Source organism: Streptomyces mesophilus (assembly GCF_011044995.1).
Lineage (GTDB): Bacteria > Actinomycetota > Actinomycetes > Streptomycetales > Streptomycetaceae > Streptomyces > Streptomyces mesophilus.
Window position 1 is genome coordinate 1 of record NZ_JAAKZW010000214.1, and the last position, 14,492, is coordinate 14,492.

Below are 14,492 nucleotides of genomic sequence, written 5' to 3' on the forward strand. Positions count from 1 at the left end.
GGTGTTGGTGGTGGAGGTGGAGTAGGCGGGGGGCGGGCCGGCTACTCCTTCGGCTGGGACGGGACGCGGATGACGACCTTGCCCGAGCTCAGGTCGATCTCGCCCTTGCCGGGGTCACCGTCGTTGATGTCCACCTTGGTGAGGGCCAGGCGGTTGCGTTCCTCGTCCGTGTGCTTGCGGCCGGGGTTGAAGAGCTCCTCGATCAGGTTGAACATCCTGCACCTCCGCGGGTGGGCTCTCCCCGGCCAACGAAGAGCGACGCCCTGAAATTCCTCGCGGGCCCTCCGCCGTGCGGCGCTTCGTCACGTCCCGGTCTCCCGGGCGCCTCCGGGCTGGATCTTCCGGGTACCCCGGGGCCGGGGGTCAGAAAAGCCGCAGCCGGTGCGCCAGCGCCGCCGCCTCCCCGCGGCTCGACACGCCCAGCTTCGCCAAAATGTTGGAGACATGGACGCTGGCCGTCTTCGGGGAGATGAAGAGGGACTCGGCGATCTGGCGGTTGGTACGGCCCGCGGCGACCAGGGCGAGGACGTCCCGTTCACGGCTGGTCAGGCCGAGGGTTTCCAGCGGATTGTCCGGGCCCGGCGCGGGGTCCTGCCGGGTGCCGGTCAGCGTGAGGCGGGCTCGCTGGGCGAGCAGGGCTATGTCCTCGGCGAGAGGTTTCGCGCCCAGGGATTCCGCCGCCTTCCGGGCCGAGAGCAGCAGATCCGTGGCACGGGCGCGGGCCGCCTCGTCGGTGCCCGAGGAAAGCAGCGCCTCCGCGTGGCGGTACCGGACGCGGGCCAGGCCGTACGGGCGCTCGACCGACGCGAACGGTTCGGCCACCTCCGCCCAGTCCTCGGGCGTCGCCCGGTCCTCGGCGCGCAGCAGCTCGGCCCGTACCCACCGCTCGTACGCCTGCCACACCGGCACAGGCGTCGCCACGGTCTTCGCCGCGCGGCGGATGAGCTCGATCGCCTCGGCCCGGCCGGGCTCGGCGGCGGGCAGGCCCCGGGCATCCGCCTCGGCGGTCGCCGCGGTCAGCAGCAAGGGCCAGGCATAACGCTGGGTGCCCGGCGGGAGTCCCTGCTCCAGGGTCTGCGCCAGCTCGGCACGCAGATCGGTGAGGCGGCCCTCTCCGGCCGCGACGCCCAGGGAGAGGCGTACGAGGGGAAGGGTGTACTGGGGCTGGGGGTCGTGCTGACCGTAGAGGGCCCGGGCGTGTGCGAGATGGCCGGCCGCGGCCTCCCACTCGCCGCGGTACAGCGCGAGCCGGGCCAGCCGCTCGCCGGCCGAGGTGAGTGGCTGCCTCGCGCCGGAGGAGGTGGTGGCGACCTGGGCGACCGCGTCGAGGGCCTCGTCCCACTTGCCGTAACTGATCAGGGACTCGGCGAGGTTGGCCCACACCCAGCCCTCGGCGTCGACGAGGCCGTAGCGGCGGCAGAACGCGATGCCCTCGCGGCCGTACTCGATCGCCTCCGCCGAACGGCCGACACCTTCGAGCGTGGACGGAAGATTGGTGTGCACCCGGGCGAGGTCCTTGGTGAGCCGGCCGTCGACGACGCGCCGGTGGACGGCTCGCATCATGTCGAGCCCTTCCTCGACCTGGCCGGAGTCCACCAGGAGTCCGCCGAGGGTGAGTTGGGCGTTGCTCTCGATGTCGTCGGCGCCGACCATCCGCGCGTACTCCACGGCCCGTTCGGCCGCGACGAAGGTCTCGGGACCCGGGAAGTGCAGCGCGCCCCAGGTCGCACGGTGCGTGAGGATCTCGGCGTGCACGGCGGACGGTTCGAGACCGCGCAGGAGCTCCTCGGCGCGGGCGATCTCCGGCCAGCCGTCGCTGCGCCCCAGGGTGGACATCAGCCAGCCCTTCTGGTTCCAGAACCAGGCCTCACGGAGCGGATCAGGGTCCTCGTCGAGAAGCCGCAGCGCACGCTTGGTGATCTTCAGGGCGCGCTCGCGCTCCCCGCAGAAGCGGCCGGCGACCGCCGCCTCCGCCATCAGGTCCAGGTACTGCAGCGGCTTGGTCTCGGGGTCGCAGCCACAGGGCGGGTACGCCTCCGTGAAGTCGACGGGCCGCAGCGTCGAGCGGACCTCGTCGCCGACCAGTTCCCAGAGCTCCATCGCCCGCTCGAGCAGCCGCAGTTGCTCGGAGAACGCGAAGCGGCGGCGCGCCATGACGGCGGCGCTCAACGTGGCCGGAAGCGCCTTGGCCGGGTCCTTCGCGCAGTACCAGTAGCTGGCCAGGCGCGGGGCGTGCTCGTCGGCGCGGATCAGGGCCGGATCGGCCTCGAGGGCTTCCGCATAACGGCGGTTGAGGCGGGAGCGCTCGCCGGGCAGCAGATCGTCGCTGATCGCCTCGCGCACCAGGGAGTGCCGGAAGCGGTAGCCGTCGCCGTCGGGTGCGGCGAGCAGGATGTTGGCGCCGACGGCCGCGCGCAGGGCCTCGATCAGCGCGTCCTCGCCGAGGCCGGCGACGGCGGCAAGCAGGTCGTACTCGACCGTGGAGCCTCCCTCGGCGACCACCCGGACGACCCGCTGGGCGTGCTCGGGCAGCGCCTCCACGCGTACGAGGAGGACATCGCGCAGCGTCTCGGGCAGGGCGTGGTCGCAGTCGTCGTCGGAACAGGCGAGTTCCTCGACGAAGAAGGCATTGCCGTCGGTGCGGTCGAATATCCGCTCCACCAGGGGCTCTTCGGGCTGCGCGGCAAGGATGCCGGCGAGCTGGCGGCGCACCTCGCCGCGGGTGAACCGGGAGAGCTCGATCCGCCGCAGGGTGCGCAGCCGGTCGAGTTCGGCGAGGAGCGGGCGCAGCGGATGGCGGCGGTGGATGTCGTCGGAGCGGTACGAGGCGATGACGACAAGGCGGCCGCTGCGCAGCGTACGGAAGAGGTAGGTGAGCAGATGGCGCGTGGAGGCATCCGCCCAGTGCAGGTCTTCGAGGGCCAGCACGACCGGCCGCTCGGCGGCCACGCGCTCGAGGAGGCGGACGGTGAGTTCGAAGAGGCGGGCCATGCTCTCCTCCTCGCCCTGCTGTCCACGGACCGGGACGCCGCGTCCCGGATCGGACAACTCGGGCAGGAGTCGGGCCAGTTGTTCCTCCTGGCCCGCCGAGGCGGCGGCCATCTCGTCCGGCAGCTGACGCAGCAGCGAGCGCAAAGCGCCGGAGAACGGGGCGAACGGCAGTCCTTCGGCGCCGATCTCGACGCAGCCGCCCAGCGCCACGACGGCACCGTCCTTCGCGGCGGCGGCGCAGAACTCCTCGAGCAGCCGGGTCTTGCCCACCCCCGCCTCGCCGCCGAGCAGCAACGCCTGCGGCTCGCCCGCGGTGGCGCGGACGAGCGCTTCGTTCAAAACGGTCAATTCACCTGCGCGGCCGACGAACACCGGACTGACGGACCTGGTCTCCACAGCGCCGAGCATCGCACGCGGGTCCGACAGCGCGGCACCCTCCGCGGTCATGACCCCGGTCACCTGCGGTGATGCGGTCCTCCAGGCCCGGGACAACTCGTTTGTACGCTCCGACGCCGCGGCTCTGTCCGTGCGGACCGACGCCGCCGCCCAGTCCGTAGGGTCCGACGCCGCGGCCCCGTCTCCGGCCGCGTGCTGCGGGCCGGCGACGGGGCCGGTGTCTGCTGCCCTGTTCATCCGCGTGTCCTGCGCGTTCTCACGCGGCGCGTGCGAATCGGAACCTCCGCGGGCTGTGACTCACCCGCCCATCGGCGTCGTGGTCCGCATGCCGGCCGAAGCGGCGGGCCTTGCGGGCCTCGTTGGCCCGGTGCTCCTGAGCGGCCTCGCGGACGAGGTCGGCCTGGCGCAGCTGCTGCATCTCGTACTCGAACATCTTGTTCCCCTTGGGAGTCGGCGGCCGGTTTCGGTTTCCGGCCTCTCGCTCTCTGCGATGTCTTAACTTTCGCGTCCCAGAGGGGTCCACCACATCGGGAGAACGCCGCATCTACGGGGGCCGGATGCCTTAGGCCCCCGACTCAGCCGCCTTAGACAGCCCTAAGCCCCCTGGATCCAAGGGGATCCAGGGGGCTTAGACGGCTTAGAAGCTTGCCCGGCGGCTGCCTAGGAGGTGGACGGCAGGCCCATGAAGAGGTCCAGGTACTTGGCCACGGCGAGCAGCAGACCCACGACGCCGAGCGCCACGCCCGCCCACGCGACGGACTTGATCCACGGCGCCTGCACCACCCGGCCCGGCGCGCCGAACGCGGGCCGCGCGAGAACGAACGCGCCGACCAGCAGGGCGAGCAGCGCGAAGGCACCGCCCACCAGAGCGGTGGCGTGCCAGGAGTCCCCGTACACCGCCTCGACCTGCTGGGCGACGCTCGCGGTGCTCGAGGTCTCCAGCTGTCCGACCAGGGAGGCGCGCGCGGAGGCGACGGTGCCGACCCAGCTTCCGGTGAGCGCCACGATGCCGAGCCCCGCGGAGACGACGGCCGCGGCGCCCTGGCCCACGCCGGTGGCGGACTTCTCCTCCGGGGCGTCCTCGTCGAGGGTGTCCAGGTCGTCGGCGGTGTCCTCCGCCGGCTCGACGCCCTCGACCGCGCCCTTGTCGACGCCGTCGTCCGTGCCCTTCTCGACGCTCTCCACGACCGCCTCGTCCCGGTCCTGCGACGTCGCGTCGTCCGTCTGTCGCTTCTCGATCTCAGTGCTCATGAACCGCACGCTAGGTGCCGCGTCTGAGAGCTTCCTTAACGCTCCCCGCTCAGTTCCGGCTGAGCGGCACCCGCAGCTGCCACCCGCTGCCCCGGTACCACCACACCCCGGCACTCCGGCGGCTCGATGCTGATCCGCGGCAGTATCCGGTCGAGCCACTTCGGCAGCCACCAGTTCGCCCCGCCCAGCATGTGCATCAGCGCCGGGACGAGCAGCGTGCGCAGGACGAACGCGTCGAGCGCGACCGCCGCGGCCAGTGCGATGCCGAACATCGCGATCACCCGGTCACCGCTGAGGACGAACGCCAGGAAGACCGAAATCATGATCACCGCGGCCGAGTTGATCACCCGGCTGGTCTCCGCGAGGCCCACCCGCACCGCGCGCCGGTTGTCGCCGGTCTCCAGCCACTCCTCGTACATCCTGCTGACCAGGAAGACCTGGTAGTCCATGGAGAGCCCGAAGAGCACCGACACCATGATCACCGGCAGGAAGGGCTCGATCGGGCCCGCGCGCCCGAGCCCGAGCAGCTCGCTCCCCCAGCCCCACTGGAAGATCGCGACCACCACACCGAAGGCCGAGGCCACGGCGGCGACGTTCATGGCGGCCGCCTTGAGCGGTATCCCGATCGAACGGAACGCGAGCAGCAGCAGGACGCATCCGAGTCCGATCACCACCCCCACGAACAGCGGCAGTTTCGCGACGATGACCTCGGCGAAGTCGTCGTAACTCGCGGTGATCCCGCCCACGTACGCCTCGAGCGAGGTGCCCTGCTCGGCCTTCGGCAGGATCTCGGTGCGCAGTTCGTCGACGAGTTCGCTGGTGGCGGCGGACTGCGGAGGGGAGCTCGGCGTGACGGTGAGCAGCGCGATCTCGCCGCTTTCGTCGTACGTGACCGGGGAGACGGCCGCGACACCCTTCGTGTCGTCGAGCGTCCCGGCCAGACGGTCGAGCGCGAGCTTGTCCTCGGCTCCGTGCACATCGGCGACAAGCGTCAGCGGACCGTTGACGCCGGGCCCGAAGCCTTCGGCAAGGAGGTCGTAGGCCTGCCGGGTCGTCGACGACTGCGGGTTGTTGCCCTGGTCGGAGGTGCCGAGCCGGAGCGAGAGCGTGGGCAGGGCGAGGGCGGCCATGAGGACGAGGGCGATCGCGCCGAGCAGCTTGGGCCGCCGCTCGACGAAGGCCGACCAGCGGGCCGCGAACCCGGTGGGCAGTTCGGGCGCGGGCCCGTGCTCGGTGAGATGCGCGCGCTCGCGCCGGCTCAGGGCGCGCATGCCGATGTACGACAGGAGCGCGGGCAGCAGTGTCACGGAGGCCGCGACCGTGAGGACCACGGTCAGGGAGGCCGCGATCGCGACGCCGTTGAGAAAGTCGAGGCGCAGGATCAGCATGCCGAGCAGGGCTATGCACACCGTCGCGCCGGCGAACACCACCGCGCGCCCCGTGGTGGCGACGGCGGTACGCGCGGCCTCGTCCACGGAAAGGCCGCGTTTCAGGCCGCGGCGGTGGCGGGTCACGATGAACAGCGCGTAGTCGATACCGACGCCGAGGCCGACGAGCAGCCCCAGCATGGGCGCGAAGTCGGCGACGGTCATCACATGGCCGAGCAGCGCGATACCCGCGTACGCGGTGCCGACGCTGACCAGCGCGGTCGCGATCGGCAGCAGGGATGCGGCGAGCGAGCCGAAGGCGAGGAAGAGCACCACGGCCGCCACGAGCACGCCGACGATCTCGGCGGTATGCCCGCCCTTCGCCTCGGTGAGGCCGATCGCACTGCCGCCGAGTTCGACCTGCAACCCGTCGGACGCGGCGGCCTCGGCGGTACGGACGAGGGCTTCGGCATCGGCCTTCTCGACGTCGGCCGCGGCCTGGTCGAAGGTGACGACGGCGTACGCGGTGTGCGCGTCCTTGCTGATCTGCCCGGCGCCGGCGGCGTGGTACGGGCTCACGACCGAGGAGATGCCCGGGAGTTCGGCGACCTTGTCCAGGGTCTTGGTCATCGTCTGCTGGACGTCGGCCGCGTCCACCGTGCCGTCGTCCGTGTGCCAGACGATGGTGTCGGTGTCGCCGCCGAGGTGCGGGAAGCCCTCTTCGAGGAGGGCGGCGGCGCGGCCGGACTCGGTGCCGGGCACGTCGTAGTCGTTGGAGTAGGCCGTGCCCGCCACGGCGGCGGCCGCGCCCACGCCGACCAAGGTGGCGAGCCAGAGCAGTACGGCGGCGAGTCGGTGCGTGACACACCACCGTGCGAGTGCTGCCACGGAGCTGCTCCCTGGTGCTTTTGAGGATCTGCGTACGGGAACAGCCCATGCGGAACTCGTGCCCTACAGGGACCCAACGGGCCCTTTACTCGCTCACTCTTGCACCCGAAAAAGATCCATTGTCCGTTTCGTGTCCATCGTCACAGGGGTGCCCGGGCCTTCCCGCCCTTTGGTCCCGGGCACCATCAGGACGCGTCCCGGGCGCCATCGGGACGCGGTCGCGGGCGCCATCGGGACGCGGTCGCGGGCACGCTCAGGACGCGGTCCCGGGCAGCACGTCCTGAGGGCGCCCGGGACCGGATCGGTACGGGCACGGGCTCAGCCCGAGACGCTCACGCGGCCGTTCTCGATGTGGCCCATCAGCCGGCGCCGGAAGCCCTCGTCACCCGCGGCCGTGATCTCCAGGTCGTACCAGCCGTGCGCGCCATGGGCCCGGTGCTCGACGGTGCGGGCGCGCCCCGGACGGACGGTGATCTCGCGCGGGCGCTCCCCGCCGTACGCGAGCGAGCGCACGGTGAAGGTCAGCGGAGCCTTGCCGTCGTTGCGCAGCGCGATGCGCAGGCTCCGCCCCTGCCCGTCGACCGACGAGGTCACCCCGGCCGCGCCCCGCGCACGCCCGGCGAACTCCCGGCGGAAGCCGTTCGGCCCGGTGACCGTGAACGCATACGCGTCCCCGGCCAGCGGCACCTCCCACAGCGCCCGGTCCTCGACATCGGTGTGCTGGGGCGCGGCGAACTCACCCGCGTACGGATAAAGAGCGAGCGGCACGCTGGAGCGCCCGCCGTTCTCGACCCGGAGCCGGAAGACGTCTCCGCGTACGGCCCCGTACGCATCCGGCTGGTACGGCAGGGCGCGGGCCGGGCGGCGGCCGGGCTCCTGCTCGGGCATCTTCTGGTCGAGCGGCGGCTGCGGGCGCCAGCGCCCGGTGAACGGCGGGATGGCGCCGGGCTGCTCGACCTCGGGCTGACGGCGGCCGCGCTTGAAGTCGAAGGCGCCGGTGAGGTCGCCGGTGACGCGGCGGCGCCAGGTGCCGATGTTGGGCTCCTCGATACCGGTCCACTTCTCCAGGAAGCGGATCACGGACGTGTGGTCGAAGACCTCCGAGGAGACATAGCCGCCCACCGACCACGGCGAGACCACCAGCATCGGCACCCGGATCCCGAGCCCGGTCGGCAGTCCCTGCCAGCGCTCCTCGGGGTCGTCGGCGGGCGGGACGGGCGGCGGTACATGGTCGAAGAAGCCGTCGTTCTCGTCGTAGTTGATCAGGACGACGGTGTGCCGCCAGACCTCGGGATGCGAGGCCAGCGCGTCGAGGACCTTGTACACGAGGGTCGCGCTGTGGATCGGCGAGGAGGTGCCGGGGTGCTCGGAGTCGATGGCGGACGGCACGAGGTAGGAGACCTCGGGCAGGTCACCGGCGGCGACGTCCTTGGCGAACTCGGCCGCCAGCTGCCCGGTGGGCACCCGCCGCAGCGCGCGCTCGAACAGCGAACGCTCGTCATCCGTAAGGGTCTTGACCCCCTCTTCCAGGGCGCCGAGCAGCCGGGCGCGCTCGGCCTCGTCGGCCGTGTCCCGCACCTTGGCGTAGAACGCCTCCATGTACGTGAACCCGGTCCCCGCAAGGACCTTGCGGGCGATCGCCTTGAAGGTCGTGAAGAACTCGATCTGGTTGTCGGTGAAGTTCTCCCACTCGGTGTACGTCTTCCAGGTGCGGCCGGCCTGCTCCAGGCGCTCCGGGTACGTCGTCCAGCCATAGCCGGGATGCGTGCCCTCGGCGTACGCGCCGTTTCCGACCGCCCGGTCGCCGTTCGCCTCGTACCCCGTCTTGCCGCTCCACAGGTGGTTGCGGTTGGGGCTGGTCGAGGTGTGGATCGACGAGTGGTACGCGTCGCAGATCGTGAAGGTGTCCGCGAGCTCGTAGTGCAGCGGGAGGTCCTCACGCGTGTAATACGCCATCGTCGCGGCGGACTTGGCGCTGATCCAGTTGTCCATCCAGCCGCCGTGCCAGGCCTTGCCGCCGCCCGCCCAGTCGTGGTTCAGATCGCCGATGTACTGCAGATCCTTCTGCTGCGCCGCGGCCGCGTCCCGTACGGGGAAGGGCAGCACGGTGCGCAGCAGGTCCGGCTGCTCGAACACGTTCTTGCCGGTGGGCAGTTGGATCGCGTTGCGGTCCCCGAAGCCGCGTACGCCGCGCAGCGAGCCGAAGTAGTGGTCGAAGGACCGGTTCTCCTGCATCAGGATCACCACGTGCTTGACGGCCTTGAGCCCACCGGGCGGGGGCTCGTGCGCCAGGGCCTGCGTGAGCGAGGGCGGCAGCAGCGAACCCGCCGCGGCCGCACCCAGCGCACCGCCGCCGAGGGCGAGCAGGCGTCTGCGGGACATCTCCGAGGGCGTCGACGTGGACAAGGCGGCTGACCTCCTGGTCGGGGCGGGGGCTCATCACCGGGGCCACGGTGGCTCCGACCGGGGACGTTAGGGCGGTTCGGTGGCGAGGAGAAGTCACCGGTGCGACTTGACAATGAACGCCCGAGTCGGAGCCGCGGTCCGTGGCATCGGGGGCGGGGTCAGCCGGCGGGGCGGCCGCGTTGTCAGAGGCGGATGTCAGTCTCGTACGCATGGAACTCACGGGACCCGCCGCCGCCTTCGCCGCCCTCGTCGGACCACCGCCCGCCCCCGCGCCCGCGGTGGACTGGGCGGCGGTCGAGGCCTGGCTGGAGGTTCCGCTGCCCGCCGACTACAAGGCGCTGGTGTCGGCGTACGGGCCGGTGGAGATCGGCGGTCCGCAGGGTGTGCGGGTGCGGCTGCACACGCCGTGCGTGAGCGTGGACGGGCGCTATGAGTACGGGAGTTGGCTGGTCGAGACGCATCGGCACTCGGCGATACGGCCGAGCATGTTCACGCGTGAGCAGCGCGTGTTTCTGCCGACGGAGGGTGGGCTGCTCGTCTTCGGCGAGACCTCGTCGGGGGACCATCTGTTCTGGGACACGTCGGTGTCCAAGGATCCGGACGAGTGGCCGGTGGTCCTGCTGACGACGAACATCGCCGTGATGGTGGACGAGCCGTGGGTCGATTACGAAGTGCCGCTTCTGGAACTGCTGTCGGCGGCGATACGGGGCGGGGTGCCGAACCCCGGGGAGCCGGGCCGAAAGCTCGGGCCGCTGACGCCCGAGGTACGGGTCTTCGCGCCACTGGCCGGGGCCGGCCCGTGGACCCGCCCGGCGCCGGGCGGGTACCCCGACGCACGGCAGCACGCCGCGCTCACCGAAGGCGAAGGTCTCCCGGCAGTGCTCGATCTGATTCCGCCACCGCTCACGCCGTATCGGGGGCAGGGCAGTTGGGACGAGGTCTTCGAGCGGATCGGGACGCGCCTGCCCACCGACTTCATGGAGTTGGCGGAGCGGTACGGCGGCGGTACGTGGAGCTGGTGGCTCACGCAGTGCCCGCCGTTCGACCAGGGCAGGTACGGGCTGGCCGCGGACATTCTGGAGATGCTCGACGGCTACCGGACCCTGCACGAAGCGCACCCGCAGTACCACCCGATGCCGCCCTGGCCGGCGCCCGGCGGTTTCCTGCCGTGTGCCTCGACGATCGACGGCGATGTGGTCGGCTGGTGCACCGAGGGCGAGCCGGACGACTGGCGCGTGATGATCCACCCGCGTCATGCGGAGCAGGGCGAGCCCCTGGCCGGCACCTTCACTGCCACGCTTCTCCACTGGCTGCGCGGCAACCCTCCGGGCAACGAGGGGTTCCGTGCGCTGCCCGCCGGTATGGACCCGCTGGATGTGATGTTCTTCGAGCCCTACACGGAGCCGTCGGCCGACCCCGCGTAACGCCGAAAGGGGCGGCACCCCGGACCGAAGCCCGGCGTACCGCCCCTGAAGCTCAGCGGCGTCAGCCCTCGACGCCCAGCTTCTCCAGGATCAGTTCCTTGACGCGAGCCGCGTCGGCCTGACCGCGGGTCGCCTTCATGACGGCGCCCACGAGCGCACCGGCGGCCGCGACCTTGCCGGACTGGATCTTGGCGACGATCCCGGCGTTGGCGGCGATGGCCTCGTCCACGGCGGTGGACAGCGCACCCTCGTCGGAGACGACCTTGAGGCCGCGCTTCTCGACGACCTCGTCCGGCGTGCCCTCGCCCTTCAGGACGCCCTCGATGACCTGGCGGGCCAGCTTGTCGTTGAGGTCGCCGGCGGCGACGAGCTCGCAGACCCGGGCGACCTGCGCCGGGGTGATGTCGAGCTCCTCGAGGGACCTGCCCGTCTCGTTGGCGTTACGGGCCAGCTCGCCCATCCACCACTTGCGGGCCTGGTCGGACGGGGCACCCGCCTCGATCGTGGCTACGATCGAGTCGACCGCGCCCGCGTTGAGGATCGACTGCATGTCGTGCTCGCTGACGCCCCACTCCTCGCGGAGCCGGTTGCGGCGCACGCGCGGCATCTCGGGGAGACCGGCACGCAGTTCCTCGACCCACTCACGTGCCGGGGCCACGGGCACCAGGTCGGGCTCCGGGAAGTACCGGTAGTCCTCGGCGTTGTCCTTGATACGGCCGGACGTCGTGGAGCCGTCTTCCTCATGGAAGTGGCGGGTCTCCTGGACGATCGTGCCGCCGTCCTTCAGGACGGCCGCGTGCCGCTGGATCTCGAAGCGGGCCGCGCGCTCCACGGAACGGAGCGAGTTGACGTTCTTCGTCTCCGAGCGCGTGCCGAACTCCTCGCGCCCGTGCGGCCGCAGCGACAGGTTCACGTCGCAGCGCATCTGGCCCTTGTCCATCCGGGCCTCGGAGACACCGAGCGCCTTGATGACCTCGCGCAGCTCGGCCACGTACGCCTTCGCGACCTCGGGGGCGCGCTCGCCGGCGCCCTCGATCGGCTTGGTGACGATCTCGATGAGCGGGATGCCGGCCCGGTTGTAGTCCAGAAGCGAGTGCGAGGCGCCGTGGATACGGCCCGTCGCGCCACCGACGTGCGTGGACTTGCCGGTGTCCTCCTCCATGTGGGCGCGCTCGATCTCCACACGGAAGACCTCGCCGTCCTCCAGCTGCACGTCGAGGTAGCCGTTGAAGGCGATGGGCTCGTCGTACTGGGAGGTCTGGAAGTTCTTCGGCATGTCCGGATAGAAGTAGTTCTTCCGGGCGAAGCGGCACCATTCGGCGATCTCGCAGTGCAGCGCGAGACCGATCTTGATGGCCGACTCGACGCCGATCTCGTTCACGACCGGCAGTGCGCCGGGCAGACCGAGACAGGTCGGGCAGGTCTGGCTGTTGGCGTCCTGCTTCAGCTCCGTGGAGCAGCCGCAGAACATCTTGGTCTTGGTGCCGAGTTCGACATGGACCTCAAGGCCCATGACCGGGTCGTACGACGCCAATGCGTCCTCGTACGACAGAAGTTCGGTGGTCACGGTGAAACTTTCCCTCTCAGCCCAGCAGGACGTCGTCGTCGCCGAGCTTCTTCAGCTCACGGAAGAGCAGAGCCAGACCCGTGACGATGGCGGCGGCGGAGACGGCGGCGTCCACGAGCCGGAGCGTGTCGTTCTCCTTGCGCGCCATCCGGGCCTGCTTGACGACGCCGATCGCGCCGGCGGCGGTCGTGGCGATCGACAGGTACGCGCCGGGCTTGGACTTCCTGAAACCCTTGGCCTTGGCAGTCATGGGACTCACAGCGACGGTGCCTCCTCGAGCAGCGGGTGGCCCCACTTTTCCACGAACGCGGCCTCGACGGCAGCGCCGACCTTGTAAAGGCGCTCGTCCTTCATGGCGGGGGCGATGATCTGCAGGCCGACCGGCAGGCCGTCCTCGGGCGCCAGGCCGCAGGGCAGCGACATAGCGGAGTTGCCGGCCAGGTTGGTCGGGATGGTGCACAGGTCCGCGAGGTACATCGCCATCGGGTCGTCGGCGCGCTCGCCGATCGGGAAGGCCGTCGTCGGGGTCGTCGGGGAGACGATGACGTCGACCTGCTCGAAGGCTGCCTCGAACTCGCGGGTGATGAGGGTGCGGACCTTCTGGGCACTGCCGTAGTACGCGTCGTAGTAGCCGGAGCTCAGCGCGTACGTGCCCAGGATGATGCGGCGCTTGACCTCGTCCCCGAAGCCGGCCTCGCGGGTGAGCGCGGTGACGTCCTCGGCGGACTTGGTGCCGTCGTCGCCGACGCGCAGGCCGTAGCGCATCGCGTCGAACCGGGCGAGGTTCGAGGAGCACTCGGAGGGCGCGATCAGGTAGTACGCGGACAGCGCCAGGTCGAAGGTCGGGCAGTCCAGCTCGACGATCTCGGCGCCGAGCTCCTTGAGCAGCTCGACCGACTCGTCGAAGCGCTGCACGACACCGGCCTGGTAGCCCTCGCCGCGGAACTGCTTGACGACACCGACGCGCATGCCCTGGACGGAGCCATTGCGCGCGGCCTCGACGACCGGCGGGACCGGGGCGTCGATGGAGGTGGAGTCGAGCGGGTCGTGCCCGGCGATCACCTCGTGCAGGAGCGCGGCGTCCAGGACCGTACGGGCGCAGGGGCCGCCCTGGTCGAGGCTGGAGCTGAAGGCCACCATGCCGTACCGCGAGACGCCGCCGTACGTCGGCTTCACGCCGACGGTGCCGGTGACGGCGGCGGGCTGGCGGATCGAGCCGCCGGTGTCCGTGCCGATGGCGAGCGGGGCCTGGTACGCGGCGAGCGCGGCGGAGGAGCCGCCACCGGAGCCGCCCGGGATACGGGTGAGGTCCCAGGGGTTGCCGGTCGGACCGTACGCGCTGTTCTCGGTCGAGGACCCCATGGCGAACTCGTCCATGTTGGTCTTGCCGAGGATGACCACGTCGGCGGCCTTGAGGCGCTTGGTGAGCGTGGCGTCGTACGGCGGGATCCAGCCCTCGAGGATCTTGGAGCCGACCGTGGTCGGGATGCCCTCGGTGGTGAAGATGTCCTTGAGCGCGAGCGGCACACCGGCGAGGGGGCCGAGCTTCTCGCCCGCCGCCCGCTTGGCGTCCACGGCCGCGGCCTGCTTCAGGGCGCCCTCGCGGTCGACGTACAGGAAGGCGTGCACCTTCTCGTCGACGGCCTCGATCCGGGCCAGGTGGGCCTCGGTGACCTCTACTGCGGTGAGCTCGCCGTCCTTGATCTTCTGTGCGATCTCGGCGGCGGTGAGCTTGATGATGTCCGTCATGGTGGTGTTAGTCCTCCCCCAGGATCTGCGGCACCTTGAAACGCTGCTGCTCCTGGGCCGGGGCGCCGGAGAGCGCCTGCTCGGGGGTGAGCGACGGACGGACCTCGTCCGCACGCATGACGTTCGTCAGCGGCAGCGGGTGGGAGGTCGGCGGTACGTCTTGGTCGGCGACCTCGCTGACGCGGGCGACCGCGCCGATGATGTCGTCGAGCTGGCCGGCGAAGTGCTCGAGCTCTTCGGCCTTCAGCTCCAGACGCGCCAGCCGTGCGAGGTGGGCGACCTCCTCGCGCGTGATGCCAGGCATGCGGATCCTCACGGGGTGCGTTTGCTTTGTCCGGCCCAATCCTATGGGTCCGCACCCGGTACCCGGTAAACGGTTTGGTTCACCTCTCAGCCCCTGCGGCGCTTGAGCAGATCCGAACGAAGTTCGGATGCGGGGGTCCGGGGGCGAAG

11 protein-coding genes are annotated in these 14,492 nt (G+C 70.9%); 1 reads left to right on the top strand and 10 read right to left on the bottom strand.

The features are described 5' to 3' along the window. Window positions 1–41: 41 nt before the first annotated feature. From G6045_RS32790 to G6045_RS32815, 6 genes are all read right to left on the bottom strand, one after another. Entirely contained in the window at window positions 42–215 is a 174-nt protein-coding gene (locus G6045_RS32790) for a DUF6191 domain-containing protein (RefSeq protein ID WP_165335815.1), read from the bottom strand. Window positions 216–363: 148 nt separating this feature from the next. After that, window positions 364–3,438: a helix-turn-helix transcriptional regulator gene (locus G6045_RS32795; RefSeq protein WP_235968468.1), complete on the bottom strand. Its 3,075-nt coding sequence runs from the start codon at window positions 3,436–3,438 to the stop codon at window positions 364–366. Window positions 3,439–3,643: 205 nt separating this feature from the next. Beyond that, the gene (locus G6045_RS32800; RefSeq protein WP_165335816.1) at window positions 3,644–3,820 is read right to left on the bottom strand and encodes a hypothetical protein; all 177 of its coding nucleotides are present in this window, start codon (window positions 3,818–3,820) and stop codon (window positions 3,644–3,646) included. 227 nt (window positions 3,821–4,047) lie between these two features. Beyond that, window positions 4,048–4,638, bottom strand: a complete 591-nt coding sequence (locus tag G6045_RS32805; protein WP_165335817.1) for a hypothetical protein — start codon at window positions 4,636–4,638, stop codon at window positions 4,048–4,050. Window positions 4,639–4,673: 35 nt separating this feature from the next. Continuing rightward, a complete protein-coding gene (locus G6045_RS32810) occupies window positions 4,674–6,893 on the bottom strand; it encodes an MMPL family transporter (protein WP_165335818.1) in 2,220 nt (739 codons plus the stop codon). Between the two features lie 318 nt (window positions 6,894–7,211). Beyond that, a complete protein-coding gene (locus G6045_RS32815) occupies window positions 7,212–9,275 on the bottom strand; it encodes a phosphocholine-specific phospholipase C (protein WP_165335819.1) in 2,064 nt (687 codons plus the stop codon). 233 nt (window positions 9,276–9,508) lie between these two features. Here G6045_RS32815 and G6045_RS32820 point away from each other — a divergent pair, with 233 nt between their 5' ends. Further along, entirely contained in the window at window positions 9,509–10,723 is a 1,215-nt protein-coding gene (locus G6045_RS32820; RefSeq protein WP_235968469.1) for an SMI1/KNR4 family protein, read from the top strand. A gap of 61 nt (window positions 10,724–10,784) precedes the next feature. Here G6045_RS32820 and gatB read toward each other — a convergent pair whose 3' ends face one another. Genes gatB through gatC form a run of 4 tightly spaced genes read right to left on the bottom strand, consistent with a single transcriptional unit; the run spans window position 10,785 to window position 14,343 of the window. After that, window positions 10,785–12,290, bottom strand: coding sequence for an Asp-tRNA(Asn)/Glu-tRNA(Gln) amidotransferase subunit GatB (gene gatB, locus G6045_RS32825; RefSeq protein ID WP_165335821.1), 1,506 nt, complete (start codon window positions 12,288–12,290; stop codon window positions 10,785–10,787). Between the two features lie 16 nt (window positions 12,291–12,306). Beyond that, entirely contained in the window at window positions 12,307–12,540 is a 234-nt protein-coding gene (locus G6045_RS32830) for a hypothetical protein (RefSeq protein WP_206344504.1), read from the bottom strand. Window positions 12,541–12,545: 5 nt separating this feature from the next. Continuing rightward, window positions 12,546–14,039 (bottom strand): Asp-tRNA(Asn)/Glu-tRNA(Gln) amidotransferase subunit GatA, encoded by a 1,494-nt coding sequence (gene gatA / locus G6045_RS32835; protein WP_165335823.1) that lies wholly within the window; start codon window positions 14,037–14,039, stop codon window positions 12,546–12,548. Window positions 14,040–14,046: 7 nt separating this feature from the next. Further along, window positions 14,047–14,343, bottom strand: a complete 297-nt coding sequence (gatC, locus tag G6045_RS32840; RefSeq protein WP_165335824.1) for an Asp-tRNA(Asn)/Glu-tRNA(Gln) amidotransferase subunit GatC — start codon at window positions 14,341–14,343, stop codon at window positions 14,047–14,049. Window positions 14,344–14,492: the final 149 nt, after the last annotated feature.